Here is a 25,719-nt window from a genome sequence, read left to right on the forward strand (position 1 = left end):
TATTGTCTCATGCGTCGCGAGACGGCGTCTTGGCCGTGAGACGAGGACGAGACCTGACATGACCGAACCCGCTTACGTCGCGGTGGACTGGGGCACCAGCAGCTTCCGGCTCTGGCTGATCGATCGTGCCGGTCAGGCGCTGACCGAGCGCCGCAGCGGCGAGGGTATGCTGGCCGCGGCCAAAGCGGGTTTTCCCGCCGTGCTGCAATCGCATCTTGCGGCCGTCGAAGCGCCGGATCATCTGCCGGTGCTCGTCTGCGGCATGGCCGGTGCCCGCACCGGCTGGGTCGAGGCCGGCTATGTCGACACGCCGGCGCCGCTCTCTGCCGTTCTCAAACGGGCCGTGCGCGTGCCGGGCGAGGCGCGCGACATCCGCATCCTGCCGGGCATCGCGCAGCGCGATGCAAAAGCGCCGGACGTGATGCGCGGCGAGGAGACGCAATTGCTCGGCGCGCTTGGCCTCGATGCCGCGGGCGAGGCGCTGGTCTGCATGCCCGGCACGCATTCGAAATGGGTTCGCGTGAAGGACGGCACTGTCGAACGATTTTCCACGTTCATGACCGGCGAGCTGTTCAGCGCTGTCTCGCGCGAGACGATCCTGTCGCTCGCGGTCGCCGGCGCAGACGAGGCCGAGGATGTCGCGAGCTTCGAGGCGGCCGTAAAGGCCGCGTTCGACGCCCCGGCCTTCGCCGCCAACCTGCTGTTCACCGCGCGGTCGCGGCAGCTTCTGTTCGGCGGCACGCCGGCTGCGGCGCGCGAGACGCTGTCGGGCACGTTGATCGGCATCGAGCTGGCGGCAGGGCTCTCCGGCGCCTTGCCGCAAGCGGGTGTCCAGCTGATTGCCTCGGGGCGGCTTGCGATGCTGTATCGGCTTGCTTTCGAGGCGCTGTCGGTGACCGCAAGACTAGTCGATGCGGATGAAGCCGTCCGCCGCGGTCTGTCGATGGCGGCTGCCGCGATCTGGAAGAAGTAGAAGGACTGCCAAAGATGAGCGTTCCCTTTCCGCCGATGAAGCGGCCGCTGGTCGCGATCCTGCGCGGCGTCAAGCCCGAGGAGGCCGAGGCGATCGTCGGCGTGCTGATCGAGGCCGGCATGACCGCGATCGAGATTCCCCTGAATTCGCCCGATCCATTCCGCTCCATCGCGATGGCCGTGAAGCAGGCGCCATCAGGCGTGTTGATCGGCGCCGGCACGGTGCTGACAGCGGCAGATGTCGATCGCCTCAACGACGTCGGCGGCAGGCTGATGGTCTCGCCCAATGTCGACACCGAGGTGCTGGCGCGCGCGCATCAGCACGGCATGGTGACCATGCCCGGCGTGTTCTCGCCGACTGAAGCGCTGCTCGCGGCGCGATCCGGCGCATCGAGCCTAAAATTCTTTCCGGCGAGCGTGCTCGGCGCCTCCGGAATTGCTGCGATCCGCGCCGTGTTGCCGGCTGGTGTGATGATCGCTGCCGTCGGCGGCGTCTCCGACCAGAATTTTGCGGAGTACATCAAGGGTGGTGTGACCGCGTTCGGCCTCGGCTCCAGCCTTTACAAGCCCGGCATGAGTGCGGCCGATGTCGCGGCTCGCGCAAAGGTGACGGTCGCGGCTTACGATCGGGCGATTGCGAAAAAGTGAGCCGGAACAGATAAGCCGTGATCGTGTCATAGCTTATTGTCTCTCGCGGTGTCGCGATCCTCGCGCATCGTACACATGCGACCGGCTGAAGCAGGAGACCGACATGGCGATCAACAACGTGGCCGATCTGTTCGTGGCAACGCTCGAGCAGGCCGGCATCAAGCGCATCTACGGTATCGTCGGCGACAGCCTGAACGCGCTGACTGAGGCGCTGCGTCGCCGCGGCACGATCGAATGGGTCCATGTCCGCCACGAAGAAGTTGCGGCCTTCGCCGCAGCCGGCGAAGCCGAGGTGACAGGGAGCCTTGCGGTGTGTGCGGGCTCCTGCGGCCCGGGCAATCTGCATCTGATCAACGGGCTGTTCGATGCGCATCGCAGCCGCGTTCCGGTGCTGGCGATTGCGGCGCAGATCCCCACCGCCGAGATTGGCGGCGGCTATTTCCAGGAGACGCATCCGCAAAACCTGTTCCGCGAATGCAGCCACTATTGCGAGCTGGTCTCGGACCCAAGTCAGCTGCCTTACGTGCTGGAGAATGCGATCCGCGCGGCGGTGGGCCTGCGGGGTGTCGCCGTCGTCGCCATGCCCGGCGATGTCGCTTTCCGCAGCCCGCCGAAGCGCGCGCTGTCGACCACGCGCGGGCTTGCGCTGTCGGCACCGCAGATCGTGCCGCAGGCGAATGAGTTGAAGGCGCTTGCGGACCTCCTGAACGGCGCCCGAGCGCGTCACCCTGTTCTGCGGCCGCGGCTGCGCCGGCGCGCATGCGCCGCTGATGCAGCTTGCGGAGACCCTGAAGAGCCCGATCGTGCATGCACTCGGCGGCAAGGAGCATGTCGAGTACGACAACCCTTACGACGTCGGCATGACCGGTTTCATCGGCTTCTCCTCGGGCTATGCCGCGATGCACGCCTGCGACGCGCTGGTAATGCTCGGCACCGATTTTCCCTACAAGCAGTTCTTCCCGACCGACTGCCAGATCGCGCAGATCGACATCCGCCCGGAAAATCTGGGACGGCGCTGCAGGATCGATCTCGGCCTCGTCGGCGACGCCAAGCTCACCATCGAGGCGCTGCTGCCGCTGCTCAAGACCAAGACGCAGCGCAAGCATCTCGACGAGGCGGTCGCGCATTACAAGAGGGCCCGGGAGGGGCTCGATTCGCTCGCCAGGGGCACGCCGGGAAGTAAGCCGATCCATCCGCAATATCTCGCCAAGGTCATCAGCGACCATGCATCAGACGATGCCGTGTTCACCGCCGACGTCGGCACACCGACGGTGTGGGCCGCGCGTTATCTCGACATGAACGGCCGCCGCCGGCTGATCGGCTCCTTCGCGCACGGCTCGATGGCCAATGCCATGCCGCAGGCGATCGGGGCTCAGGCCGCACAGCCGGGCCGCCAGGTCATCTCGCTCTCCGGCGACGGCGGCTTCACCATGCTGATGGGCGACCTCATCACCCTGACGCAGATGAAGCTGCCGGTGAAGGTGGTCGTCTTCAACAACGGCGTGCTCGGCTTCGTCGCGCTGGAGATGAAGGCGGCGGGCTTCGTCGACACCAATGTCGATCTGGAGAATCCCGATTTCGCCGCGATGGCCCGCGCCATGGGCATCTTTGCGAAGCGCGTCGAGGACCCCGGCGAGCTCCCCGGCGCGATGAAGGAGATGCTGGCGCACAATGGGCCGGCGCTGCTCGACGTCGTCACCGCCAAGCAGGAGCTGTCGATGCCGCCGACCATCACGGCCGAGCAGATCAAGGGCTTCAGCCTCTGGGTGTTGCGCGCGGTGATGAACGGCCGCGGCGACGAGGTGCTGGACCTCGCGAAGACCAATCTGTTGCCGCGTTGATTCCGGCTGAGGCGGCTCGGTTCACCTCTCCCCGTCGGGGAGGTGTAGACCACGGCGGCCGTCTTGGCGTGGTTGCATCTTCTCAGCCACGCTTCACTGACGGCACCGGCAGCCGCTCATGGCGGCGCTGGAAGCGTTGCCAGTGCAGCACGATGCCGATCAGCAGCGCCGGCACGAAGCCGAGCGCGATCAGGAAATGCGGCAGGTCCTTCGGCGAGATGAAGGCGATGGCGATGTCGGAGATCAGCCACAGCGCTGCGAACATGACCGCAAAGTCCGTTCGCGGGCAGCGCAGGTAGTAGAACACGGCAGTGATGACGATGGCGGGACCGATCGCGACCGCGATCATGACCGCCGTCAGCTCCTTCGGCGTCAGCGCGTCGAGCACCATCGACGCCAGCAGCCAGAGCGCGGCGAACATGGCGACGATGTCGAGCGGATGCCGCAATCCAATACCTCTCGCGGGGACGCGCTATCGTTGTGGCCGGAACTGCGGCCGTCAAGTCAAAATGAGCTTATTCCTCGTCACTTCCCGACGTGGGGCGCAGCATGAAGTGACCGAAAGCGGTGGCGATCGGCTTGTTCGCATCGTCCTGCCAGGCGCGCGCCTCGAAGGCCACGATGCGCCGGCCCTGCTTCACGATCGAGACGTTGGCAAACGTGTCGAGCGCACGGCCGGAGCGTAAGTAGTTGACGGTGAGGCCGATCGGCTTGGGCGGCGCGGCAGCGCCAAGCTCGCGTGCCACGCCGACGATCGCGGTGGTCTCGAGGAAGGCACCGGTCATGCCGCCGTGGATCGCGGGCAGGATCGGATTGCCGATGATCTTCGGCGAGAAAGGCATCGTCAGCGTGCCGTCGTCATTGACGCGAATGCCGAGGCAGCGCGCGAACGGGCTGCGCGCGAACGGACCATCCGGATCCTCCGGCGCCTCCAGCGTCGGGATGCTGCGCGCATCCATCCGGCGGTCGGCGAGCATGTTGGTGCGGTTGGCGCCGATCATGAAGCAGGCGGTTGCGGTCGCGACCGGATCGTCCTCGGATTCCTGATAGGCGGTGGAGCGAACGAAGGCGATCGAGCGCGTGGTGCGGTAGCACACCGAATGCGCCTTGATGTCGAGACCGGGCGTTGCCGGCTTCTGGTAATCGATGCGTAAGTCGAGGGTTGCAATCGCGCGCGTGCCGTCGAGCGCAAGTTGCACCGCCATGCCGCAGCTCTCGTCCAGCATCGCAGTGACGACACCGCCATGCAGAACCCCGGTCTCGGTGTCGCCAACGAAGACGGGACGGTAGGGCAGGCTGGACCAGGCCTCGCTAGGCGCGAAGCGGTCGAGCTGGAGCCCGCTGATATGGCCGTAATCGGAGCGGCGGCCCTGGACGGCCTCGGCGAGTTCCTCGAAGGGGAGGGTGGCAGGTAGCGTGGACATGGCGATGTTCTAGACCAGCGCCGGGCGCCGCGCAAAACTCCGGATGGGCATTGCGGGTCGGGCCTGGGCCGGTTTGGCCTCGACAGGGCGGGCCGAAGCGACGATGGTGGGGCTTCGTTCGTTCGACTAGCCGCAAGGAGTGCCCATGGCCGATCCCGAAACGCCCTCGACCGCCCAGGGGCCCGTCACGATTTCGACTTCCAGCGCCGAACGGGCGCCGATCATCTATTTCGACGGCGCCTCCTGTTTCGGCCATCACAACGGCGCGATTCAGATCGAGCTCGCCGCGAACCTCCTGATGCCGGTCGGCGCCGCCGTCAGGGTCGACGTGGTCCAGACCGCGCATCTGCGCTGCAGTGTGGCCGCCGCGCTGGCGCTGCGCGAAGCGCTCGACAAGGCGCTCGCGATGTACAAGCAGGGCCAGCAGCAGCCGGCGGAGGAGATTCCGGCGGTGAAGAACTGAGGCAGTTGCGATCGCGTGTCGATGCGATCGCACATTCGCTAGCCCACATGCACCTTCGGCTTCCTGCCGCCGTTCCACTTGCCGTCGAGCGCGCGCTCGATCTGGGCGGCGAGTTGCAGCAAGAGGCCATCATTGGCCTGCTTGGCGATCGCCTGGATGCCGAGCGGCAAGCCGTGGTCCTGGGTCGCCATCGGCATCGAGATCGCCGGCATGCCGCAGAGATTGGCGAGCGGCGTGAAGGCGAAGAAGCGCCAGAGATTGCCGAACCAGTCGAGCACATCAGGGTTGTCGGAGATGGTCAGATAGTCCCTGGTGCCGACTTTCGGCGTCGGCAGTGCCGTGATCGGCGTCAGGATCACGTCCCACTGCTCGAAGAACGCACCGAAGCCGCGCGAGGTCGTGTTGAACACCCCCTGCATCTTAGCCCGCTCGGCGAAGCTGGTGTGGCGGCCGGCTTCCCAGATCCGGATGTTCACGGGTTCGATCAGATCTTCCGGCGGTTTTTCCAGCCCGCGCGCAGCGAGCATGTTGGAGATCACCACCGCGAAGTTCGAGATGTAGCAGGTGGTCTGCGCCGCGAAGGCGGCACGGAAGTCGAGCTCGGGCAACGCGTAGTCGACGTGATGGCCGAGGCCTTCGAGAAAGCGGCCGGCCTTCTCCAGCTCGGCGGCGATCTCGGGCGTGGCGGTGTAGTCGCCCCATGTGTGCGACAGCGCGATGCGAAGCTTGGCCGGGTCGCGCTTGATCATCTCGCAATAAGGCTGCGCCGTGGTCCAGAACGGCATGAACTCGCCGGGCGCAGGTCCCCTTGCGTGGTCGACGAAGGCGGCGGTGTCGCGCACCGAACGCGACTGGCAGCCCTGGATCGAGACGAGGCCGGTGAGATCGGACATATGCGGGGCGAGCGAGAACACGCCGCGCGAGACCTTCAGCCCGATGTTGCCGTTGACGCCGGCGGGAATGCGGATCGAGCCGCCACCGTCGGTCGCATGCGCAATCGGCACCGCGCCCGCGGCGACCATCGCGGCGCTGCCCGCCGACGAGCCGCAGGTGGTGTAATCGGTGTTCCAGGGATTGCGCGTGACGTAGACGGCGGGATTGTCGGCCGAAGAGCACACGCCGAATTCCGGCGTCGTGGTGCGTCCGATCAGGTTCAGCCCGGCGTGGCGGAATTTACCGGTGAGGAACGTGTCGGCGCTCGCGCGATTGCCGCGCATCAACAGCGAGCCCATTTCCTGGAGCCGGCCCTTCATGGTCGGCCCGAGGTCCTTCATCAGGAAGGGCAGGCCGGCGAAGGGACCTGCGAGATTGGCGCCGTCCTTGGCGGGATCGGCGATCACGTCCTCGAACAGCTCGACCACGCCCGACAGTGCCGGATTGACCTTGGCGACGCCGGCCGCGGCCTGCCGCGCCAATTCCTTCGCCGTCAGCTCGCCCTTGCGGACGCGCCCCGCCAGCGCAACGCCATCGTGCTGCGCCCATTCACTCCAGCTCATCGGCAAAGTCATGACGTCAAAATCCCCTTAAGGTGCGGTGCCACCTTTTTCGCAACGGCCCGCGTGAATCAACCGAGCCGGCGCGAGGGGCAGGGTTGCGCCGGGCGGAGAGGTCGGACGACCCGCGAGGCTGGCTCTATCAATCCGACAGTCGCGCGATCACCGCAACCGGCCCGCCGCCGGCCGGCCCCTGGTGCTCGGCGCCGCCGGAGACATAGACCGCACCGGTGCCGGCAAAGCCCGCGATCAGGCCGCCGACCGCTGCGCGAGCGTGGCGTGTCGAGCTGATGTCGGTGTCTTCGAGCATGGTGTGGCGAAAGCCACGCACGCTGCCGTCAGGCGAGGCCTCCGCCTTGGCGAAGATGTTGACGAGCTCGCGGCCCGCGGTGGTTTGCGGAGCCACGCCGAGCCCGACGCTGTTCAACGCCGATACCACCGCTGGGGCGTCGATGGCATCCTCCATCACGGCATGCCCGATCACGAACCTGCTTGCTGACGAGGCCGAATTGCCGAGCACGATGACGACGTTGTGCATCAGCTCGATCCCCGACGAGGTCGAGGCGACCTTGGAGAACAGGTCGTAGCGCCGCAGCACGTCCTCGTCGCGGACATCGGAGCCGATCTCGCCGAGCGCGACGGCGACGCCGAGCGCCGAGGCGCCGCGCGAATAGGCCATCGAGCTGTAAGAGCTTGTCGTCGCCGTCTTGTTGCCGCGCGTGTTCGCCGCCGCGACACGTTCGCTGGTCAGCAGCGGGCACTTGATCTGCACGAAATGGATGTCCGCGGGATCAGTGATGCCGGCATCCGCCATCGCGGCTTTCACGGCCTTGGCCGTCTCCGTGATCTGCGCGGAGCGCCCAAGCTCTTCGGGCAGAAAATCCCGCGTCTGCGCCATACCGATGCTCAGGCGCTTGCCGGACAGGCCTGCCGGGCGCTCGGCCTCGCTGCGCGTGAACACCGTAAGATGCGGGCTGAGCACGCCCTCGGTGCCGCCTGACATCACGAAGGCGATGCGCTGCTCGACAGCCTCTGGCGACAGGCCGAGCTTGGGCGCCAGCGCCGTGCACAGCGCGCCGACGGCATATTCGCGGGTAAAGTCGTTGACGCCGCCATTGCCTTCGGTCTTGCCGAGAACGGCGAGGATCGATTTGGGATCGATCGCGCCGGAGCCGATCATGGCCATGAGACCTGAGGCGTCGCCGGGGCCGCTGGTGGCGACCCTGAAGACGCCAACCGATGTTGTAGGCATGATTGGTCCTTGGATTTCGATGGTCCGGCAGATGAAACAGGCGCGGAACGCGGGGCTGATGTCAAGCCGCAAGCGTTCATCTTTGACCGTTGCCCTGAGAGGTGCTCGCTTCTTCGGCGAGCCTCGAAGGGCGGCGGCTCGGCTGCATCTCGGCCGTTCATCCTTCGAGGCTCACTCCGCAACGCCATGGGCGCTGCGGCGTTCGCACCTCCAGCGATAACGGCCTCGCCGTTACGCAGGGATGACGGGTCGGCTATCTGGTTTGCCGCGACGCAAGAGAGAAGTCGCTGACATCCCTACGAATGTGGCGAGATCGCATCGATCCAGCAAAAAATCCTCTGTCGACGGTTGCGCGGCGCACCTTGATGAATCAACCTTGGTTGGTCCATAAGCGGCGTCCCGCGGCCGGTGGTTCGCCCCTGCGTCGCGTGCTTTGACAGAGGGAATCTCGCGTGGCCAACATCAACCAGAAAATTGCGCAGGAGCTTGGGGTTCGCGCCGAGCAGGTCGAGGCGGCGGTGACGCTGCTCGACGGTGGTGCCACGGTTCCCTTCATCGCCCGCTACCGCAAGGAAGCGACCGGTGCGCTCGACGATGCGCAATTGCGCACCCTGGAGGAGCGCCTGGTCTACCTGCGCGAGCTCGAAGACCGCCGCAAGGCCATCCTCGAATCGGTTCGTGAGCAGGGCAAGCTCGACGCCGCGCTGGAAGCCACGATCATGGCCGCCGACAGCAAGGCTCGCCTCGAAGACATTTATCTGCCGTTCAAGCCGAAGCGCCGCACCAAGGCGGAGATTGCCAAGGAAGCCGGCCTCGAGCCGCTCGCCAATCAGCTGCTGGCGGAGCCGGGCAATGATCCCAAGGTCGTGGCCGAAAGCTTCGTCAACGCCGAGAAGGGCGTTGCTGACGCCGCCGCCGCGCTCGACGGCGCCCGCGCCATCCTGGTCGAGCGTTTCGACGAGGACGCCGACCTCATCGGCGCACTGCGCGAGGAGATGTGGACCAACGCGCGCATGGCCTCCAAGGTGCGCGACGGCAAGAAGACCGAGGGCGAGAAGTTCGCCGACTATTTCGATTTCTCCGAGCCGCTGACCAAGCTGCCGTCGCACCGCATCCTCGCGATGTTCCGCGGCGAGAAGGAGGAGATCCTCGATCTGCAAATTCAGCCCGAGGCCGAAGCGCCGCCGCCGGGCGTGCCGAGCGCTTACGAGCTGAAGATCATGAAGCGGTTCGGCGTTGCCGACCTCAAGCGCGCCGGCGACCGCTGGCTGATCGACACCGTGCGCTGGGCCTGGCGTACCAAGATCCAGGTGCATCTCAACATCGACCTGCGCATGCGGCTGTGGAACTCGGCCGAGACGGAGGCCGTGCGCGTGTTCGCCTCGAACTTGCGCGACCTGTTGCTGGCCGCGCCCGCGGGCACCCGCGTCACCATGGGCCTCGATCCCGGCTACCGCACCGGCGTCAAGGTCGCGGTGATCGACGCCACCGGCAAGGTGGTCGACACCACCGCAATCTATCCGCACGAGCCGCAGCGGCAATGGAACGAGTCGCTGGCGACGCTCGGCCGGCTTGCGCTGAAGCATCGCGTCGAGCTGATCGCGATCGGCAACGGCACCGCCTCGCGCGAGACCGACAAGCTCGCGGCCGACCTCGTCAAGGGCCTGCCCGAATTGAAAATGACCAAGATCGTGGTGTCCGAAGCGGGCGCCTCGGTCTATTCGGCCTCGGCCTTTGCGTCGGAGGAGTTGCCCGGCCTCGATGTCACCCTGCGCGGCGCGGTCTCGATCGCCCGTCGTCTCCAGGATCCGCTTGCCGAGCTCGTCAAGATCGAGCCCAAGGCGATCGGCGTCGGCCAGTATCAGCACGACCTCGGCCAGGCCAAGCTCGCAAAATCGCTCGATGCGGTGGTCGAAGACTGCGTGAACGCGGTCGGCGTCGACGTCAACACTGCCTCCGCACCGCTGCTCGCGCGCGTGTCGGGCGTCGGCGCAGGCCTTGCGCAGAGCATCGTGGCGCACCGCGACGCCAACGGCCCGTTCAAGTCGCGCAAGGCGCTGAAGGACGTGCCGCGGCTCGGGCCGAAGGCGTTCGAGCAGTGCGCGGGCTTCTTGCGCATCCTCGGCGGCGAGGACCCGCTCGATGCCTCCGGCGTGCATCCGGAGGCCTATCCGGTGGTGCGCCGAATCCTCGCGGCCACCAAGAGCGACATCAAGGCGCTGATCGGCAGCAGCGAGATCGTGCGCACCTTGAAGCCGAAGGACTTCGTCGACGAGACGTTCGGTCTGCCGACCGTGACCGACATCCTGCGCGAATTGGAAAAGCCGGGCCGCGACCCGCGTCCTGCGTTCAAGGCCGCGGTGTTCAAGGAGGGCGTCGAGGAGATCAAGGATCTCAAGAAGGGCATGATCCTCGAGGGTACCGTGACCAACGTCGCCGCCTTCGGCGCCTTCGTCGACATCGGCGTGCACCAGGACGGCCTTGTCCACATCTCGGCGATGTCCAAGACCTACATCAAGGATCCGCGCGAGGTGGTGAAGCCCGGCGACATCGTCAAGGTGAAGGTGCTGGACTTCGAGGTCGCCCGCAAGCGCATCTCGCTGACGCTGCGTCTCGACGACGAGGTCGGCGCCAAGAAGGACGCCCCCGGCATGCAGCGGGACAACAGCTCACGCAATCCCGCCCGCATGACCTCGTCGGCACCGCGCAAGCAGGAGTCTTCGGGCGGCGGCGCACTTGCGGAAGCGCTGCGCCGCGCGGCGGAGAAGAACAACGGCAAGCGGGTGTGACCTCTTTTAACCTCTCCCCGCTTTGCGGGGAGAGGTCCTCTGCTCGACGTATCGAAATTTATCCCCACGTCGTCATTGCGAGCGCAGCGAAGCAATCCAGAGTCCTTCCGCGGAGGGATTCTGGATTGCTTCGTCGCAAGGGCTCCTCGCAATGACGGGGAGAGAGCCGGGACTTCCTCTCCCTAACAGCCGCGTCAGAATCTGGCGCATTTGTAAGTTGAAGCCGACGGCCCGTTCTCCTCATCTGATCCTCCTCGCGCGGCATGGAGACCGCCGCGCTGCAAGGAGGACGTTCCGATGAACAACAGGCTTCTCAAAGGCCTCACGGCAACCGTGATCGCAGCAATGATGGCGGTCGCGTCACCGGCGCTTGCGCGCGGCGGTGGCGGCCATGGCGGCTTTGGCGGTGGCGGTCATTTCGGTGGCGGCGGCCATTTCGGCGGCGGCATGCACGCCAGCGGCTTCGGCGGCATGCGAGCCGGCGGCATGGGAGGCGCACGCTTCGCTCACGTCGGCGGTCCCGCCTTGGGCGGGGCGCGCTTCGCGCACGCGGCGATCGGCCCGCGTTTCGCCGGTGCGGCCTGGCACGGCCACCACGGCTTCCATCGTCACCACCATTTCCGTCGTTTCGCCGTCTTCGGCGCGCCCTATTTCTACGCCGGCTACAACGACGGCTGCTGGCGCAGGAGCTGGACGCCCTATGGGTGGCAATGGGTCAATGTGTGCGGAGACTATTGGTAATCGCATCGCCGTACCGCACCATTGTCGCGATCGCCACCGGGCAGTTCCGCTCAGCCCCGGAACGGGCTAGTCTGGTGGCGATCGTCGCGCGGAGCTTGTCATGACCGGAGGTCACCGTCGCATCCTGGTCGTCGAGGACGATCCGGAAACCGCAGGCCAGCTCGTCGAGGAGCTGACGGTTTCGGGCTACGACGTCGACCTCGCAGCCAATGGCCGCGAAGCGCTGAGCCACGGCGCCGCGCGCGACTATGCCGTGATCACCATCGACCGGATGCTGCCCGATATCGACGGCATCAGCGTGATGCGCCAGCTGCGTGACGACGGCATCGCGTCACCCTTTCTGATCATCTCCGCGCTCGGCGAAGTCGACGACCGCGTGCGCGGCCTGCGCGCCGGCGGCGACGATTATCTCGTCAAGCCGTTCTCCTTCACCGAATTGCTGGCGCGGCTCGAGGCGCTCGGCCGCCGCAGCGAGACCATCGCCAAGGAAACGCTGCTGCGCGTCGGCGATCTCGCCATCGACCTGATTGCGCGCAGCGCCTCCCGCCGCGGCCGCAAGATCCCGCTGCTGCCGCGGGAATTCCAGCTGCTCGAATATCTCGTCCGCAATGAGGGCCGCGTCGTTTCCCGCGCGATGCTGCTCCAGCATGTCTGGGACCTGCATTTCGATCCCTCCACCAACATCATCGACGTCTATGTCGGCCGGGTCCGCCGCAAGGTCGACGATGCCCAGGCCTATCCGCTGATCCACACCATTCGCGGCATCGGATATTGCCTCCGTGCTCCTGGCTAAGACGCTCCGCTCCTCGACCTTCCGCCTGGCACTGATCGCGATCGCGGCATTCGGGTTGATCGTGGCGGCGATCATGGCCTATGTCTATTTCGGCACGCTCGCCTATGTGGAGCGCCGGCTCGGCACTGTCGCCGATCATGACGGTTTCACCGGCATGATCGAGCTCGCGATGGCCGCCGTCGCCGCGCTGCTGCTGGTGCTCGCCGGGCTCGCGGCCGTCCTGGTGACGCGGCGCACCGTCGGACGGATCGAACAGATCAATGCCACCAGCCGCGCCATCATGCTCTCCGGCCTCGACCAGCGTATCCCCTTGCGCGGCAGCAACGACGAGTGGGATCGCGTCGCCGAAAACCTCAACCAGATGCTCGACCGCATCGAGACGCTGATGGGCGAGGTCAAGCAGGTCAGCGACAACGTCGCGCACGATCTGCGCACGCCGCTGACGCGCATGCGCGGCCGGCTGGAGAAGGCCTACCACGCTCCGCGCAACAGCGAGACGGACGCGGCGCTGATCGGGGACACCATCGCCGATCTCGATGCCGTGCTCGGCATGTTCGCCTCCATCACCCGGATCTCCGAGATCGAGACCCGCGCCCGCACCGGCGCTTTCCGGGCGCTTGATCTCGCCGAGATCGCCGGCGAGGTCGTCGAACTCTACGATGCCGCCGCCGAAGAGGTTGCTACAAAGCTCAGCCTCGCCGGCGACCGGGAAGTGCCAATCACCGGCGACCGCGACCTGCTGTTCGACGCCATTGCCAATCTCGTCGACAACGCGATCAAGCACGGCCGCAAGGGCGGGCAGGTGACCGTGAGCTGCCGCAGAGCCGATCGCGGTGCGGTGATCTCGATTGCCGACGACGGTCCGGGCATTCCCGCCGAGCAGCGCGATCATGTCTTCAAGCGCTTCTACCGGCTCGAGCAGAGCCGCTACACGCCGGGCAACGGTCTCGGCCTCAGCCTCGTCGCCGCGGTCGCGCGCCTTCATGGCGCCGAGATTGCGCTGAATGACAATGTGCCCGGCCTGAAGGTCGAGCTCAGCTTCCCGGCGACGCCAGCACCGTGAGGCCCGGTGGCGTCAAAGCTCGATCACGCCGCGCCGTGCCGCATGCGCGACTGCATCGGTGCGGCCGGTGGCATCCAGCTTGTCGAGCAGCGAGCCGACGTGGAATTTCACGGTGTGCACGGAGATGCCGAGCTGCCGCGCGATCATCTTGTTGGAGGCGCCCTCGGCCATCAGCGCCAGCACGTCGAGCTCGCGTTGCGTCAGCGCGATGTCATCGGGCATGCCGCGCGGATCGCGGGCGACAATCGTCGCCGCGGCAAGCTCGCCGGGGCCGGCAAGGCGAAGCCCGGCGACATTGCCGAGCAGCGCCGCCAGGCGATCGGCGAGGGCGGGATCGTCGATCTCCAGGGCCAGCACGATCTCGGCCGTCTTGTTCTCGCTCACGCCTCCGGCCTCTCGCCGACCGTGACCCTGAAGCTGATCGGCTCGCCGCCGCGGCGGGCGGCGATATCGACCACCGCGCCGACGCTCGAAGGTCCCAGCGTCCGCGACAGCGCGCGCACGCCCGACAGTTTCTGGTCGTTGACCGCGACGATCACGTCGCCCTGGCGGATGCCGGCCGCGGCCGAAGGCCCGGCCTTGTCGACGTTCATCACCATGGCGCCGACGCCGTCATCGAGCCGCACCGGCTGGAGCCCGAGCCCGAGATATCCGCGCGCGATGCGGCCGCGCGTCTCGAGCTGCGCCGCGACGCGCTCGATCGTGGCCGCCGGGATCACCAGCCCGCGCCGCGGGCCGAGCACGGCCATGCCGAAGGCTTCGCCCGATGCATCGAGCGCAAGGCCGCCCTGTTGGCTGCCGCGCAGGCGGACGTCGAGCTCGATCCGCGCGTCGATGTCGCCGCCACGTAAGGAGCGCCAGCTCTTTCCAGACGCCGACACCATCCCGAGCGCCGCACTCGGCGTATCGCGATTGGTCGCGACCACGATCGACAATGCCCCCAGCGGCGGGACGGTTGCGGCTAGCCTGGCCGGCGCGATGGCGGCATCCGTGCGCAGCAGCGCGATGTCAGTCGTATGGTCGCGGCCGGAGATCGTGGCGGCCGCGGTGCCGCCGTCTGCAAGGCCGATCTCGACTGCGCCTTCGTCGGCCAGCGCCTCGTCGGCGGTGACGATCAGGCCGGGTTTCCAGGCGAAGCCGGTGGCGCGGGCGCGATGCGAATGCACCGACACGACGGACGGCGCGGTGCGCGCCACGATGTCCGCGAGCGCGGACGACAGCGAAGACAGAGGAGTTGGATCGGTCATGGCAGGCTCCTGTAGCTGTCCTCAATCTGGGACGTCGCAGGCGTTTGCGAAACTGGCCGGGTGGCCAGGACATAGGGGGCGGCCAGGCCTGCGCAGGGCCGCTGCCGACGAACATGTGATTGGGAGCCGCTCACGGGAACGTGTAGCAATCGGCCCGACATTGCGCCGCGCGGCCTCAACCTTTTCAGCGAGCCCTGACTGATGAGCATCGATCTCACCCGCCGCACCCTGCTTCAGCTCGCCGGTGCGACCTCGCTCGCGATGGCAGCCACAGCCGCAGCGCGTGCCGAGGGCACACCGCAGGGCGGCGGGCCAACCTACGCCAGCCGCACGCCGATGCGGGTCGGCATGGTGACGCTCCGGGTCAAGAATCTCGACAAGGTTGCCGACTATTACCGCGACGTGATCGGGCTCACCGTCATGGAGCGTTCGGCAACCGCAGCAAGGCTCGGCACATCAGGCATCACGCTGCTGGTGCTGGAAGCCCGCCCCGATGCGGGAATCGAGCCGCGCAACGCCGCCGGCCTCTACCACACCGCCTTCCTGATGCCGACGCGCAAGGATCTTGCGCGCTGGCTGGTACACGCGGCCTCGCACCGCGTGCCGCTGTCGGGCTTTGCCGATCACCTCGTCTCTGAATCCGTCTATCTCGACGACCCCGAGGGCAACGGCATCGAGGTCTATGCCGATCGCGATCCCTCGCAATGGCAGTGGAGCGAGGGCAGCGTGAAGATGGCGACCGACGAGCTTAACATCCCCGACCTGTTGTCGCTGACGAATACGCGCGTTCCTGATTACGCCAAGGCGCCGGACGGAATGCGCATCGGCCACATGCATCTACGCGTCGGCGATCTCGCGCAGGCCGAGAGCTTTTATCACGGCACGGTCGGCCTCGACCCGACCCGCCGCCGCAACGGCGCGGCGTTCCTGTCGTCGGGCCGCTACCACCATCACCTCGGCATGAACGTCTGGCAGAGCCAGGGTGCTGGGCCGCGCGACGATTCCATGACCGGTCTTGCCTGGTTCTCGCTGGTGATGGCGAAACCGGAGCTGCTCGCCGCCCAGGAGGAGCGCCTGCGCAAGAGCGGCGCGAAGGTGACGGCGCTTGCCGACGGCGTGGAGGCGATCGATCCCTGGGGCACGCGGGTGCGCTTGCTCAAGGTTTGATCGCCGGAGCGGGCATTGCTAATACCCATGGGGTGCCAGCAGCTTTCCGGAAGCCTCCGACATGTCCGAATTCCACGGCGTCTTTCCCTATCTCGTATCCCCCGTTGATGTTGACGGCACGGTGCGGACGAATGTGCTCGCAAGGCTCTGTGACGACCTGATCAGGGCCGGCGTGCACGGGCTGACGCCGCTGGGCTCGACCGGCGAATTCGCCTATCTTAATGCCGCGCAGCGCACCGCGATCGTGCAGACCACGATTGAAGCCGCGAAGGGCCGCGCGCCGGTCGTGGCAGGCGTCGCCTCCACTTCGACGGCGGATGCGGTGGCGCAGGCGAGAGCCTATCAGGCACTCGGCGCCGACGGTATCCTGGCGATCCTGGAGGCTTATTTCCCGCTCGCCGATGCCCAGGTCGAATCCTACTTCCGCGCCATCGCCGATGCCGTGGACATTCCCGTCGTCATCTATACCAACCCGCAATTCCAGCGCTCCGACCTGACGCTCGATGTGATCGCTCGCCTCGCCGAGCATCCGCGTATCGGCTACATCAAGGACGCCTCGACCAATACCGGCCGGCTGCTGTCGATCATGAACCGCTGCGGGGACGCCTTGCGCGTGTTCTCCGCCTCCGCCCACATTCCGGCCGCGGTGATGCTGATCGGTGGCCTTGGCTGGATGGCGGGCCCGGCCTGCATCATCCCGCGCCAGAGTGTCGCGCTCTACGATCTCTGCAAGGCCGGCCGCTGGGACGAGGCGATGGTGCTGCAGCGCAGGTTGTGGCGCATCAACGAAGCCTTCGCCCGCTTCAACCTCGCCGCCTGCATCAAGGCCGGCCTTTCAATCCAAGGCTACGATGTCGGCGATCCCGTCCCGCCGCAGGCCGCGCTGACAGCCGAGCAGCGCAGGATCGTCGAAGCCGCACTGAGGGAGTTGGCATAGCCGATTGTCACGCGGCAATATGTCGTCGGACGCCCAAGAGCCGAGCCGTTCCCTATCTGCCTGACTGGGAAACTTCCAGCCGCTTCGAACGTTGCTGCGTGAGCGAGGTCCGCCAGCTTATGTATGTGCATCCCCAGCATTGCCTTCAGCACACACCGCGGTGATCACCCATGAACCGTCGCTACGGAATTGCCGCGGCAGTTTTGGCCGCTCTGCTCGTCGTGGTCACTGCCGCGAAAATCCAGCATGTGCCTTGGACCGCGCCTTCCGCGCGAGCCATCGAGCAGCGCGGGCCGCTGTCCGAGGCCGAAAAGGCCACCATCGACATCTTCGAGCGCGTGTCTCCCTCGGTCGTCCAGGTGGCGGCGAAATCGGCGGCCAATCCTCTCATGGGTGAGGAAGGCCAGGGCAGCGCTTCCGGCACGGGATTCGTCTGGGACCGTGAGGGCCATCTCGTGACGAACAATCATGTCGTGGCCAATGGCGGCGAGATCGCCGTGCGCTTTGCGTCGGGAGAAGTGGCCCAGGTCGACCTGGTCGGCACGGCTCCCAATTACGATCTTGCGGTGCTGCGTATCCGCAGTGTGCGCGAATTCCCTCCGCCCGTGGCGCTCGGCAGTTCGAGCGACCTGAAGGTCGGGCAATCTGCCTTTGCGATCGGCAACCCCTTCGGGCTCGATCAATCGATGACCAGCGGCATCATCAGCGCGCTCAAGCGCAGGCTCCCGACCCACGGCGGCCGGGAGATCGCCAATGTCATCCAGACGGATGCCGCGATCAATCCAGGCAATTCGGGCGGGCCGCTGCTGGATTCCGCCGGCCGGCTGATCGGCGTCACGACGGCGATCATATCGCCGTCGGGCTCGAACGCCGGCATCGGCTTCGCGGTGCCGGTCGATGTCGTGAACCGGATTGTGCCCGAGCTCATCCGCAACGGCCGCGTGCCGACACCTGGTATCGGCATTGTGGCCGCCAGCGAGGATGTTTCGACGCGGCTCGGCGTCGAAGGGGTGATCGTGGTGCGGACGGGCCCCGGTAGCCCTGCCGAGCGGGCAGGGATTCGCGGCGTCAACTTTTCGACTGGAGCGGTCGGAGACATCATCACCGCGGCGGAAGGCAAGCCGGTGCGGCGCCTCTCCGACCTGACCGATGCGCTGGAGCAAGCCGGCGCCGGGAAGACCGTCCGCCTCACTGTCAAGCGGGGCGCGGACAGCCGTGACGTAAATGTGAGCATCGTCGACATCGACAGGTCCTAGCGGGCCAATCCGCGCCAGCAAGGGGCTCTGACGCGCATCGCAGATGTGCCGGGGCTCGGTTGTCTGGCCCGCAAAATCGGTTAAAACCGCCGCGGTCGTTTTCCGGATTTCAAGGACATAACGGAATGAACATTCTTCCCGGCAGTTTGCGTTTCGGAGCGGGGCAACCCGTCAAGCGTTTGGAAGACCAGAGGCTGCTCACCGGGAAGGGACAGTTCATCGACGACAAGCCGGAAGACGGCGCGCTGTGGTTGCACGTGCTGCGCTCGCCGCACGCCCACGCGAAGATCGTCTCGATCGACACCAGCGCCGCGGCGTCGATGCCGGGCGTCACCGCGGTCTACACCGGCGCGGACCTCGTCAAGGACGACATCGGCAGCATCCCGACTCTGAACATATTCAAGCGCCCCGACGGCAAGCCGATGACGGTGCCGCCGCGCCGGCTGCTCGCCCACGAGGTCGTGCGCTATGCCGGCGAGGCCGTGGCCGCGGTGGTGGCGTCATCGCGCGTGGAGGCGCAGAGCGCGGCCGAGGCGATCGTGGTCGAATACGACGTGCAGCCCGCGGTGGTCGATCCCGTCGAGGCGGTGAAGCCCGGTGCGCCCGTGGTGTGGCCAGAGGCGCCCGACAATATCGTCGGCGCGATGGCTTACGGCGATGCCGCCAAGGTGGACGAGGCCTTCGCCAGGGCCGCGCACACCGTCGAGCTCGATATCGTCAGCCAGCGCCTGGTGCCCTCCGCGATGGAGCCGCGCTCGACCATTGCCGAGATCGACAAGAACACCGGACGTCTCTTGCTGCACGTGCAGTCGCAGACGCCGGCCTCGACCCGCGACGTGCTGGCGGAAGCCGTGCTCAAGCGTCCGAAGGACAGCGTGCGCGTGCTGGTCGGCGATATCGGCGGCGGCTTTGGCCAGAAGACCAACCTCTATCCCGAGGACGGTATCGTCGCCTATGCCGCGGCCAAGTTGAACAAGAAGATCCGCTGGCGCGGCGACCGCACCGACGAGTTCGTCGGCGGCACCCATGGCCGCGATCTCACCTCGACGGCCTCCTTCGCGCTGGATGAAAAGGGCAAGGTGCTGGCCTATCGCGTCAAGTCGATCGGCTGCACCGGGGCCTATTCCTCGGGCGCTGCCAACATCATCCCGCTGGTGCTCGGGCCGTTCGTGCAGACCGGCGTCTACGATCTGCCGTTGGTGCATTTCGAGGTGAAGTCGGTGATGACCCACACCGCGCCGGTGGGCGCCTATCGCGGCGCGGGGCGGCCCGAAGCCGTCTTCATCGTCGAGCGCCTGTTCGACGCCGCCGCGCGCAAGATCGGCATGGATCCGCGCGCGATCCGGAAAGCCAACTACATCAAGCCGGCGCAGCTGCCCTACACCAATGCCGCCGGCCAGGTCTACGATTCCGGCGCCTTCGCGCACATGCTCGACCGTGCCGTGAAGCTCGCGGACTGGGACGGCTTTGCCGCGCGCAAGAAGTCGGCGAAGAAAAAGGGCCTGCTCTACGGCCGCGGGCTCACCTCCTATATCGAATGGACCGGCGGCCGCGCCCACACCGAGAAGGTCAGCCTGCACGCGACATCGCAAGGGCGCGTCGTGCTGCATTCCGGCACCATGGCGATGGGGCAGGGGCTGCAGACCACCTACACCCAGATGATCTCCGACACGCTCGGCATCCCCATGGATAAGATCGACGTGGTCCAGGGCGACACCGATCTCGCCATGGGCTTCGGCAGCGTCGGCTCCCGCTCGCTGTTCGTCGGCGGCACGGCGGTTGCGGTCTCCTCCAACGATCTGATCCAGAAGGCGCGCGAGAAGGCGGCCAACGTGCTGGAGACCTCGGTCGAGGACATCGAGTACCAGGGCGGCATGCTCACCGTGGTCGGCACCGATCGCCGCATCAGCCTGTTCGATCTCGCCGAGAAGGAGAACGGCGCCAAGCTCAGCGTGGATTCGGAGGGCGAGGTGGACGGTCCGAGCTGGCCGAACGGCACGCATATCTGCGAGGTCGAGATCGATCCGGAGACCGGCGTCTCCAAGGTCGTGCGCTACACCACGGTCGATGACGTCGGTGTCGCCGTGAATCCGATGCTGGTCACGGGGCAGATCCATGGCGGCGTCGCGCAAGGCATCGGCCAGGCGCTGTATGAGGGCGTCTCGTACGACGCTGACGGCCAGCTGCTCACCGCGACCTACCAGGACTACTGCATCCCGCGCGCCGACGACGTGCCGCCGATCGTGGTGACGCTGGATGATTCCGCGCCCTGCCGCACCAATCCGCTCGGCGCCAAGGGCTGCGGCGAATCCGGCGCGATCGGCGGCCCGCCGTGCGTCACCAACGGCGTGATGGATGCGCTCGCCGAACTCGGCATCACCCAGCTCAACACGCCCCTGACGCCACAGAAGATCTGGCAGGCGATCCGGGACGCGAAGGCGGTGGGGTAAGAGGTGCGACGCCCGGATGGAGCGCAGCGAAATCCGGCCGCACTGTAACCACGACGTCATTGCGAGCGCAGCGAAGCAATCCAGAATCCTCCCGCTGAGGGACTCTGGATTGCTTCGCTGCGCTCGCAATGACGGTGGAAAGAGCCGTCGCCCTCAAATCCCCAGCATCATCTTCGCGATGATGTCGCGCTGGATCTCCGAGGTGCCGCCGAAGATCGTGTACGCCCGGCCGTTGAGATATTCCGGGATCACCGTCAGCATCTCCTCCGGAATCGCCGGCTCGTGGTTGAGCTTGTAGAGCGGGCGCATCGGCTCGACGGCGAGGGCGTCATGGCCGATCACGTCAGCCCCCAGCCGTGTCACGGCCTGGCGGATCTCGCTGTTGCGCAGCTTCAGGATCGATGAAACCGCGCCGGGATTTTGGCCGGTCTGGAGTGCCGAGAGCACGCGCAGCTCGGTCATCTCCAGCGCGTCGATATCGACCTCCACCTCCGAGATCCGCGTTGCGATATCGGGGCTGTCGATTGCGCGGCCCGTGAGGTCGGACTCGGCGAGATCCGCGATTGCCTTCAGGCCCTCACGCAGCTTGGCCGAGGCGATGCCGGAGCCGCGTTCGAACTCGAGCAGATATTTGCCGTAGGTCCAGCCCTTGCCTTCCTCGCCGACCCGGTTGGCGACGGGCACGCGGACGTCGTCGAAGAACACCTGGTTGACCTCGTGGTCGCCGCCGATGGTGAGGATGGGGCGCGTGGTGATGCCCGGTGTCGTCATGTCGATCAGGATGAAGCTGATGCCGTCCTGCTGCCGCGGCCCGTCGCTGGTGCGCACCAGCGCGAACATGCGGTTGGCGTGATGGGCGTGCGTGGTCCAGATTTTGGTGCCGTTGATGATGTAGTCGTCGCCGTCGCGCACCGCGCGCGTCTTCAGCGAGGACAGATCGGAGCCGGAGCCCGGCTCGGAATAGCCCTGGCACCAATAGTCCTCGCCGGAGAGAATCCGCGGCAGATAAAAATTTTTCTGCTCCGGCGAGCCGAAGCCGATGATGACGGGCCCGACCATCTTCACGCCCATGACATTCACGTTTGGCACGCCGGCGCGTGCGCATTCGGTCTCGAAGATCCAACGCTGTGCCGGCGTCCAGTCCGGACCGCCATATTCGACCGGCCAGCCCGGCGCGCCCCAGCCTTGGGCGTGCAGCGCGCGCTGCCAGGCCATGCCGATATCAGGATCGGAGAACACCGACGGCGTCAGCGCGGTGGCTCGCTTCATCTCCTCGGTGAGGTTCTTCGCAATGAAGGTGCGCACCTCGTCCTGGAAGGCACGCTCCTCGGCATTGTACGATAGGTCCATGAGGCTCTCCCAGTGTCAGGCCGAGACGGCCCTGCGGCGCAGCTCGGCATGACGGGCATAGTGATGCGCGCTGCCGCCGAACAGCGTGTCGAAGGCGACGAGTCGCTTGAAATAGGCGCCGACCTCGAGCTCCTCGGTGACGCCCATGCCGCCATGGAGCTGGATCGACTGCTCGCCGACGAAGCGCGCGCATTTGCCGATCTTCGCCTTCGCGCCCGACGCCGCCCGGGCACGCTCGATCGGCGCAGCATCCACCTTCAACGCAGCCCGCAGCGCCATCGAGCGGGCCTCGTCGACCTGCATCGCCATGTCGGCGAGGCGGTGGCGGATCACCTGGTTGGCGGAGAGCGGCCGGCCGAACTGCTTGCGGATCTTGGTGTATTCGAGCGTGGTGTCGAGCAGCGTCTGCATGATGCCGACAGCCTCCGCACCGAGCGCGGCCATGGCGCGATCGACCGCCCATTCGATCGCCGGCAGTGCATCGCTGCCGTCGCCGAGCAGGGCGTCGTCCGGCAGATGCACGTCACACAGCTCGATATTGCAGGCACGTCCGCCGCCAAGACGCGGATAGTCGCTGACGACGAGGCCCGGCGCCGTCGCCTGCACAAGGAACAGGCCGATCCGCCCGGACGGCCCCCGATGATCGTGGATATGGGCGGAGACGATGATCTCATCGGCGGCATGTCCGTCCAGCACGGCGATCTTGTTGCCGTCAAGGCGCCAGCCTTGCGCCGTCTTGTTGGCGCTGGTCGTGACCTTGGCAAGATCGAACCGGGCCGCACGCTCGGAATGCGCGAAGGCAAGCTTCAACGATCCGTCCGCCACCTTGGGCAGGCTCGCCTGCTTCTGCTCCGTGGTGCCGCACCTGGCGATCAGCGCAGCTCCCAGCACCACAGTCGCAACATATGGTTCGGACACCAGCCCGCGGCCAAAGGCTTCCATCAAAATGCCGATATCGACCGCGCCGCCGCCGAGCCCGCCGAACTCTTCCGGAAGCGGCAGCGCCAGCCAGCCGAGCTCGGCGAATTGCTTCCATACCAAAGGGCTGAAGCCGAGCGGATCGTTCGCCATCTTGCGGCGGTGATCGGCATCGTAGCTTTCGGCCACGAACCGTTCCGCGCTCTCGCGCAGCAACTTCTGCTCGTCACTGAGATTGAGATCCATCGTGCCTACTCCGCGGCCGCCGGCGGCTTGCGCACGGAGGGATGCAGGCCGGATGGATCGACGATCATGCCGAACTCCTGCAGATTATGCGCGTGGCAGAGCTGATGCAGCGCGAAGGCCTGGTCGATCGCGGCGGGCTGGCCCATCACGTCGACCGAGCGGTTGACGGCCTCCTTGGTCAGCTTCAGCGCGAAGGACGGCTTTGTCGCGATCCGGCGCGCCAGTTCCAGCACGCGCGATGACAGCTCCGCGCGCGGCACGACCTGGTTGACCATGCCGAGCTGGTGCGCCACCTCGGCGCTCCAGCTGTCGGCGGTGAACAGGAACTCCTTGGCCTTGCGCGGCCCGAGCTCCCAGGGATGCACGAACCATTCGACGCCGCAAACGCCCATGGTGACGACGGGGTCGCAGAACTGCGCATCGTCGCTGGCGACGATGAGATCGCAGGCCCACGCCAGCATGAGACCACCGGCGATGCACTTGCCGTGCACCTCGGCAATGGTCGGCTTGGCGAGGTTGCGCCAGCGCCGCGTGATCTGGAGATAAATTTCCTGCTCGCGGGCGAAGCGGCCATGGGCGTTCGGCTCGGCGAAGCCGCCCCAATTTCCGATCGGCGGAAAATCGACCCCTGCGGTATTCTTGTCTCCGGGGCGCAGGTCGTGGCCGGAGGAGAAGTGCGGCCCGTTGCCGGCGAGGATGATCACCTTGACCGCGTCGTCCTGCAGCGCCGCGTCGAAAGCGGCGTTGAGGTCGTAGGTCATTTGCAGGTTCTGCGCGTTGCGCGCCTCGGGCCGGTTCATCACGACACGGACGATCGCCGGCTCCGGCCGCTCCACGAGGATGGTCTCGAACGAGGACATCGCGTTCCCCCTGGCGTTTCCGCTTTTGTTTTGCCGGAGTTGACTATGTCGGCCTGCGATAGGCAAGAGGCTTGCGTCAGCCGGCTGCTTTTCTCGGGCGCGCAATCTGATAGTTTGCGCCGGATTCCACCGGGAGAAATTTAATGCGCAATATCCTGACCCTGCTGGCGGCCCTGGCCTCGCTGAGCCTGACCAATTGCGGCTACAACGCGATCCAGAGCGAGGACGAGCAGATCAAGGCCAATTGGTCCGAGGTCGTGAACCAGTATCAGCGCCGCGCCGATCTCGTGCCCAATCTCGTCAACTCGGTGAAGGGATTTGCCCAGCAGGAGAAGGACGTCCTGCTCGGCGTCACCAATGCCCGCGCCAAGGTCGGCAGCATCCAGGCAACACCTGAGGTGCTGAACGATCCCGCCGCGTTCCAGAAATTCCAGGCCGCCCAAGGCGAGCTTTCGAGCGCGCTGTCGCGGCTGTTGGTCGTCACCGAGAACTATCCGCAGCTGAAGTCGGACGCCCTGTTCAAGGACCTGATGTCCCAGCTGGAGGGCACCGAGAACCGCATCACGGTGGCGCGCAACCGCTACATCAAGGCGGTGCAGGAGTACAACGTCACCATCCGCTCCTTCCCGAGCAACCTCACCGCGATGGCGTTCGGTTACAAGGAGAAGCCGAACTTCGCGGTCGAGAACGAGAAGGCAATCTCGACCGCGCCGAAGGTGGATTTCAATCCGGCACCGGCGCCGTCGAAGTAAGCGCGTTCGCCTCCTATGCGCGCCACACCCTCCGCCGTCATTCCCCGCGAAGGCGGGGAATCCAGTACGCCGCGGCTCCTCCGTGGTCCGCTGGCGTCTCTGGAATACTGGATCGCCCGGTCGAGCCGGGCGATGACACTGAGTCTGTGGCTGGCTTGCTGGGCCGTCTCCTCGCAGATCGTCCTCGCTGTCGCGCTGGTCCCCACCTTTACCGTTCCCGCCCACGCCGACGTCCCCGTGCCGCAGCTCACCGGCCGCGTCGTCGACCAGACCGGCACGCTCTCCAGCGCCGACATCGCCGGGTTGTCGCAAAAGCTGCGCGAGTTCGAGAACCGCAAGGGCAGTCAGATCGCCGTCCTGATCGTGCCGACCACGCAGCCGGAGACGATCGAGCAATTCTCGATCCGCGTTGCGGAAGCCTGGAAGATCGGCCGCAAGAAGGTCGACGACGGCGCGATCCTCGTGGTCGCCAAGAACGACCGGCACTTGCGCATCGAGGTCGGCTATGGCCTCGAAGGCGTGCTGACCGACGTGACGTCGCGGCGCATCATCGACGAGGATATCACCCCCAAGTTCAGGAGCGGCGACTTCGCCGCGGGCATCGGTGCCGGCGTCGACCGCATGATGCGGGTGATCGATGGCGAACCGCTGCCGTCGCCCTCGCGCAGCGTCAACTTCGCCCACAATCTGGACGACCTCGCGCCGGTGTTTGCCGTGGCGTTGTTTGCCTCGATCGGCGTCGGCGGGTTCTTCCGCGCGATGCTGGGACGGCTGCTCGGATCATTGGTGACCGGGGGCATCATCGCGGCGGTGACCTGGTTCATCCTCGGCTCCGCCGCGCTCGCCGCGGCCGTCGGGGTCCTCGGCTTCATCATCGGATTTGTCGCCGATCTGTTTTCGGCGATCACGCCGGGCACAGGCCGCTCGCGCGGCAGCTCGTGGTCGAGCGGCTCCTCGGGCGGCTGGAGCAGCGGATCGTCGAGTAGCAGCGACAGCGGCAGCTTCAGCGGCGGTGGGGGTAGTTTCGGCGGCGGCGGCGCCTCGGGGAGCTGGTAGC

The 25,719-nt window shown here is 66.5% G+C and carries 22 protein-coding genes and 1 pseudogene; 14 read left to right on the forward strand and 9 right to left on the reverse strand.

Annotated elements, in window-relative coordinates:
• Positions 1–58: 58 nt before the first annotated feature.
• From ACVIIV_RS13445 to poxB, 3 genes and pseudogenes are all read left to right on the forward strand, one after another.
• Complete coding sequence (locus tag ACVIIV_RS13445) at positions 59–973, forward strand: 2-dehydro-3-deoxygalactonokinase (protein WP_456744615.1); 915 nt, start codon at positions 59–61, stop codon at positions 971–973.
• A 14-nt stretch (positions 974–987) separates the two neighbouring features.
• A complete protein-coding gene (locus ACVIIV_RS13450; protein WP_456744616.1) occupies positions 988–1,620 on the forward strand; it encodes a 2-dehydro-3-deoxy-6-phosphogalactonate aldolase in 633 nt (210 codons plus the stop codon).
• Positions 1,621–1,723: 103 nt separating this feature from the next.
• A pseudogene (gene poxB, locus ACVIIV_RS13455) lies at positions 1,724–3,461 on the forward strand (ubiquinone-dependent pyruvate dehydrogenase).
• 82 nt (positions 3,462–3,543) lie between these two features.
• Here the strand turns inward: poxB and ACVIIV_RS13460 are convergent.
• Positions 3,544–3,909, reverse strand: coding sequence for a hypothetical protein (locus ACVIIV_RS13460; protein ID WP_456744617.1), 366 nt, complete (start codon positions 3,907–3,909; stop codon positions 3,544–3,546).
• Positions 3,910–3,976: 67 nt separating this feature from the next.
• Positions 3,977–4,885, reverse strand: coding sequence for a PaaI family thioesterase (locus tag ACVIIV_RS13465; protein WP_456744618.1), 909 nt, complete (start codon positions 4,883–4,885; stop codon positions 3,977–3,979).
• Between the two features lie 145 nt (positions 4,886–5,030).
• On the opposite strand from ACVIIV_RS13465, the gene ACVIIV_RS13470 reads away from it, so the two are divergent.
• Complete coding sequence (locus tag ACVIIV_RS13470) at positions 5,031–5,348, forward strand: hypothetical protein (RefSeq protein WP_456744619.1); 318 nt, start codon at positions 5,031–5,033, stop codon at positions 5,346–5,348.
• Between the two features lie 38 nt (positions 5,349–5,386).
• On the opposite strand, the gene ACVIIV_RS13475 is transcribed toward ACVIIV_RS13470, so the two are convergent.
• Positions 5,387–6,856, reverse strand: coding sequence for an amidase (locus ACVIIV_RS13475; RefSeq protein ID WP_456744620.1), 1,470 nt, complete (start codon positions 6,854–6,856; stop codon positions 5,387–5,389).
• A 127-nt stretch (positions 6,857–6,983) separates the two neighbouring features.
• Positions 6,984–8,093: a cyanuric acid amidohydrolase gene (atzD, locus tag ACVIIV_RS13480; protein WP_456744621.1), complete on the reverse strand. Its 1,110-nt coding sequence runs from the start codon at positions 8,091–8,093 to the stop codon at positions 6,984–6,986.
• 452 nt (positions 8,094–8,545) lie between these two features.
• On the opposite strand from atzD, the gene ACVIIV_RS13485 reads away from it, so the two are divergent.
• From ACVIIV_RS13485 to ACVIIV_RS13500, 4 genes are all read left to right on the forward strand, one after another.
• Positions 8,546–10,882 carry a Tex family protein gene (locus ACVIIV_RS13485; RefSeq protein WP_456744622.1) on the forward strand — a complete coding sequence of 779 codons (2,337 nt, stop codon included), beginning with the start codon at positions 8,546–8,548 and terminating at the stop codon, positions 10,880–10,882.
• A 297-nt stretch (positions 10,883–11,179) separates the two neighbouring features.
• A complete protein-coding gene (locus ACVIIV_RS13490) occupies positions 11,180–11,623 on the forward strand; it encodes a hypothetical protein (RefSeq protein WP_456744623.1) in 444 nt (147 codons plus the stop codon).
• Between the two features lie 100 nt (positions 11,624–11,723).
• Positions 11,724–12,416 (forward strand): response regulator transcription factor, encoded by a 693-nt coding sequence (locus ACVIIV_RS13495; protein ID WP_100233691.1) that lies wholly within the window; start codon positions 11,724–11,726, stop codon positions 12,414–12,416.
• Positions 12,403–13,479, forward strand: a complete 1,077-nt coding sequence (locus ACVIIV_RS13500; protein ID WP_456744624.1) for a sensor histidine kinase — start codon at positions 12,403–12,405, stop codon at positions 13,477–13,479. Before ACVIIV_RS13495 ends, ACVIIV_RS13500 begins: the two co-directional genes overlap by 14 nt.
• 12 nt (positions 13,480–13,491) lie before the next feature.
• Here ACVIIV_RS13500 and ACVIIV_RS13505 read toward each other — a convergent pair whose 3' ends face one another.
• Both ACVIIV_RS13505 and ACVIIV_RS13510 read right to left on the reverse strand, forming a co-directional pair.
• Complete coding sequence (locus ACVIIV_RS13505) at positions 13,492–13,863, reverse strand: response regulator transcription factor (RefSeq protein ID WP_456744625.1); 372 nt, start codon at positions 13,861–13,863, stop codon at positions 13,492–13,494.
• On the reverse strand, positions 13,860–14,726 hold the full coding sequence (locus ACVIIV_RS13510; protein ID WP_456744626.1) for a S1C family serine protease: 867 nt from the start codon (positions 14,724–14,726) through the stop codon (positions 13,860–13,862). Before ACVIIV_RS13510 ends, ACVIIV_RS13505 begins: the two co-directional genes overlap by 4 nt.
• Positions 14,727–14,927: 201 nt before the next feature.
• Here ACVIIV_RS13510 and ACVIIV_RS13515 point away from each other — a divergent pair, with 201 nt between their 5' ends.
• The 4 genes from ACVIIV_RS13515 to ACVIIV_RS13530 all read left to right on the forward strand — a co-directional run bounded on the left by ACVIIV_RS13515 (position 14,928) and on the right by ACVIIV_RS13530 (position 20,536).
• Positions 14,928–15,893, forward strand: coding sequence for a VOC family protein (locus tag ACVIIV_RS13515; RefSeq protein ID WP_456744627.1), 966 nt, complete (start codon positions 14,928–14,930; stop codon positions 15,891–15,893).
• Positions 15,894–15,954: 61 nt separating this feature from the next.
• Positions 15,955–16,830: a dihydrodipicolinate synthase family protein gene (locus ACVIIV_RS13520; protein ID WP_456744628.1), complete on the forward strand. Its 876-nt coding sequence runs from the start codon at positions 15,955–15,957 to the stop codon at positions 16,828–16,830.
• A 170-nt stretch (positions 16,831–17,000) separates the two neighbouring features.
• The gene (locus ACVIIV_RS13525; protein WP_456744629.1) at positions 17,001–18,086 is read left to right on the forward strand and encodes a S1C family serine protease; all 1,086 of its coding nucleotides are present in this window, start codon (positions 17,001–17,003) and stop codon (positions 18,084–18,086) included.
• A gap of 125 nt (positions 18,087–18,211) precedes the next feature.
• Complete coding sequence (locus ACVIIV_RS13530; RefSeq protein WP_456744630.1) at positions 18,212–20,536, forward strand: xanthine dehydrogenase family protein molybdopterin-binding subunit; 2,325 nt, start codon at positions 18,212–18,214, stop codon at positions 20,534–20,536.
• A gap of 153 nt (positions 20,537–20,689) precedes the next feature.
• On the opposite strand, the gene ACVIIV_RS13535 is transcribed toward ACVIIV_RS13530, so the two are convergent.
• Genes ACVIIV_RS13535 through ACVIIV_RS13545 form a run of 3 tightly spaced genes read right to left on the reverse strand, consistent with a single transcriptional unit; the run spans position 20,690 to position 23,910 of the window.
• Positions 20,690–21,886, reverse strand: coding sequence for an acyl-CoA dehydrogenase family protein (locus tag ACVIIV_RS13535; protein WP_456744631.1), 1,197 nt, complete (start codon positions 21,884–21,886; stop codon positions 20,690–20,692).
• Positions 21,887–21,901: 15 nt separating this feature from the next.
• Positions 21,902–23,050, reverse strand: a complete 1,149-nt coding sequence (locus ACVIIV_RS13540; protein ID WP_456744632.1) for an acyl-CoA dehydrogenase family protein — start codon at positions 23,048–23,050, stop codon at positions 21,902–21,904.
• A gap of 5 nt (positions 23,051–23,055) precedes the next feature.
• A complete protein-coding gene (locus ACVIIV_RS13545; RefSeq protein WP_456744633.1) occupies positions 23,056–23,910 on the reverse strand; it encodes an enoyl-CoA hydratase in 855 nt (284 codons plus the stop codon).
• Between the two features lie 143 nt (positions 23,911–24,053).
• On the opposite strand from ACVIIV_RS13545, the gene ACVIIV_RS13550 reads away from it, so the two are divergent.
• Together ACVIIV_RS13550 and ACVIIV_RS13555 are read left to right on the forward strand one after the other, a co-directional pair.
• Entirely contained in the window at positions 24,054–24,662 is a 609-nt protein-coding gene (locus tag ACVIIV_RS13550; protein ID WP_456744634.1) for a LemA family protein, read from the forward strand.
• Positions 24,663–24,794: 132 nt separating this feature from the next.
• Positions 24,795–25,718 carry a TPM domain-containing protein gene (locus tag ACVIIV_RS13555; protein ID WP_456744635.1) on the forward strand — a complete coding sequence of 308 codons (924 nt, stop codon included), beginning with the start codon at positions 24,795–24,797 and terminating at the stop codon, positions 25,716–25,718.
• Position 25,719 lies beyond the last annotated feature (1 nt).

The organism is Bradyrhizobium sp. USDA 4354, assembly GCF_054060315.1.

Coding starts and splice junctions, on each gene's coding strand:
- ACVIIV_RS13550 (WP_456744634.1), top strand. CDS start 24,054: ATGCGCAATATCCTGACCCTGCTGGCGGCCCTGGCCTCGCTGAGCCTG.
- ACVIIV_RS13545 (WP_456744633.1), bottom strand. CDS start 23,910: ATGTCCTCGTTCGAGACCATCCTCGTGGAGCGGCCGGAGCCGGCGATC.
- ACVIIV_RS13520 (WP_456744628.1), top strand. CDS start 15,955: ATGTCCGAATTCCACGGCGTCTTTCCCTATCTCGTATCCCCCGTTGAT.
- ACVIIV_RS13445 (WP_456744615.1), top strand. CDS start 59: ATGACCGAACCCGCTTACGTCGCGGTGGACTGGGGCACCAGCAGCTTC.
- ACVIIV_RS13535 (WP_456744631.1), bottom strand. CDS start 21,886: ATGGACCTATCGTACAATGCCGAGGAGCGTGCCTTCCAGGACGAGGTG.
- ACVIIV_RS13495 (WP_100233691.1), top strand. CDS start 11,724: ATGACCGGAGGTCACCGTCGCATCCTGGTCGTCGAGGACGATCCGGAA.
- ACVIIV_RS13475 (WP_456744620.1), bottom strand. CDS start 6,856: ATGACTTTGCCGATGAGCTGGAGTGAATGGGCGCAGCACGATGGCGTT.
- ACVIIV_RS13490 (WP_456744623.1), top strand. CDS start 11,180: ATGAACAACAGGCTTCTCAAAGGCCTCACGGCAACCGTGATCGCAGCA.
- ACVIIV_RS13530 (WP_456744630.1), top strand. CDS start 18,212: ATGAACATTCTTCCCGGCAGTTTGCGTTTCGGAGCGGGGCAACCCGTC.
- ACVIIV_RS13555 (WP_456744635.1), top strand. CDS start 24,795: ATGACACTGAGTCTGTGGCTGGCTTGCTGGGCCGTCTCCTCGCAGATC.
- ACVIIV_RS13510 (WP_456744626.1), bottom strand. CDS start 14,726: ATGACCGATCCAACTCCTCTGTCTTCGCTGTCGTCCGCGCTCGCGGAC.
- ACVIIV_RS13470 (WP_456744619.1), top strand. CDS start 5,031: ATGGCCGATCCCGAAACGCCCTCGACCGCCCAGGGGCCCGTCACGATT.
- ACVIIV_RS13450 (WP_456744616.1), top strand. CDS start 988: ATGAGCGTTCCCTTTCCGCCGATGAAGCGGCCGCTGGTCGCGATCCTG.
- ACVIIV_RS13540 (WP_456744632.1), bottom strand. CDS start 23,050: ATGGATCTCAATCTCAGTGACGAGCAGAAGTTGCTGCGCGAGAGCGCG.
- ACVIIV_RS13515 (WP_456744627.1), top strand. CDS start 14,928: ATGAGCATCGATCTCACCCGCCGCACCCTGCTTCAGCTCGCCGGTGCG.
- atzD (WP_456744621.1), bottom strand. CDS start 8,093: ATGCCTACAACATCGGTTGGCGTCTTCAGGGTCGCCACCAGCGGCCCC.
- ACVIIV_RS13465 (WP_456744618.1), bottom strand. CDS start 4,885: ATGTCCACGCTACCTGCCACCCTCCCCTTCGAGGAACTCGCCGAGGCC.
- ACVIIV_RS13525 (WP_456744629.1), top strand. CDS start 17,001: ATGAACCGTCGCTACGGAATTGCCGCGGCAGTTTTGGCCGCTCTGCTC.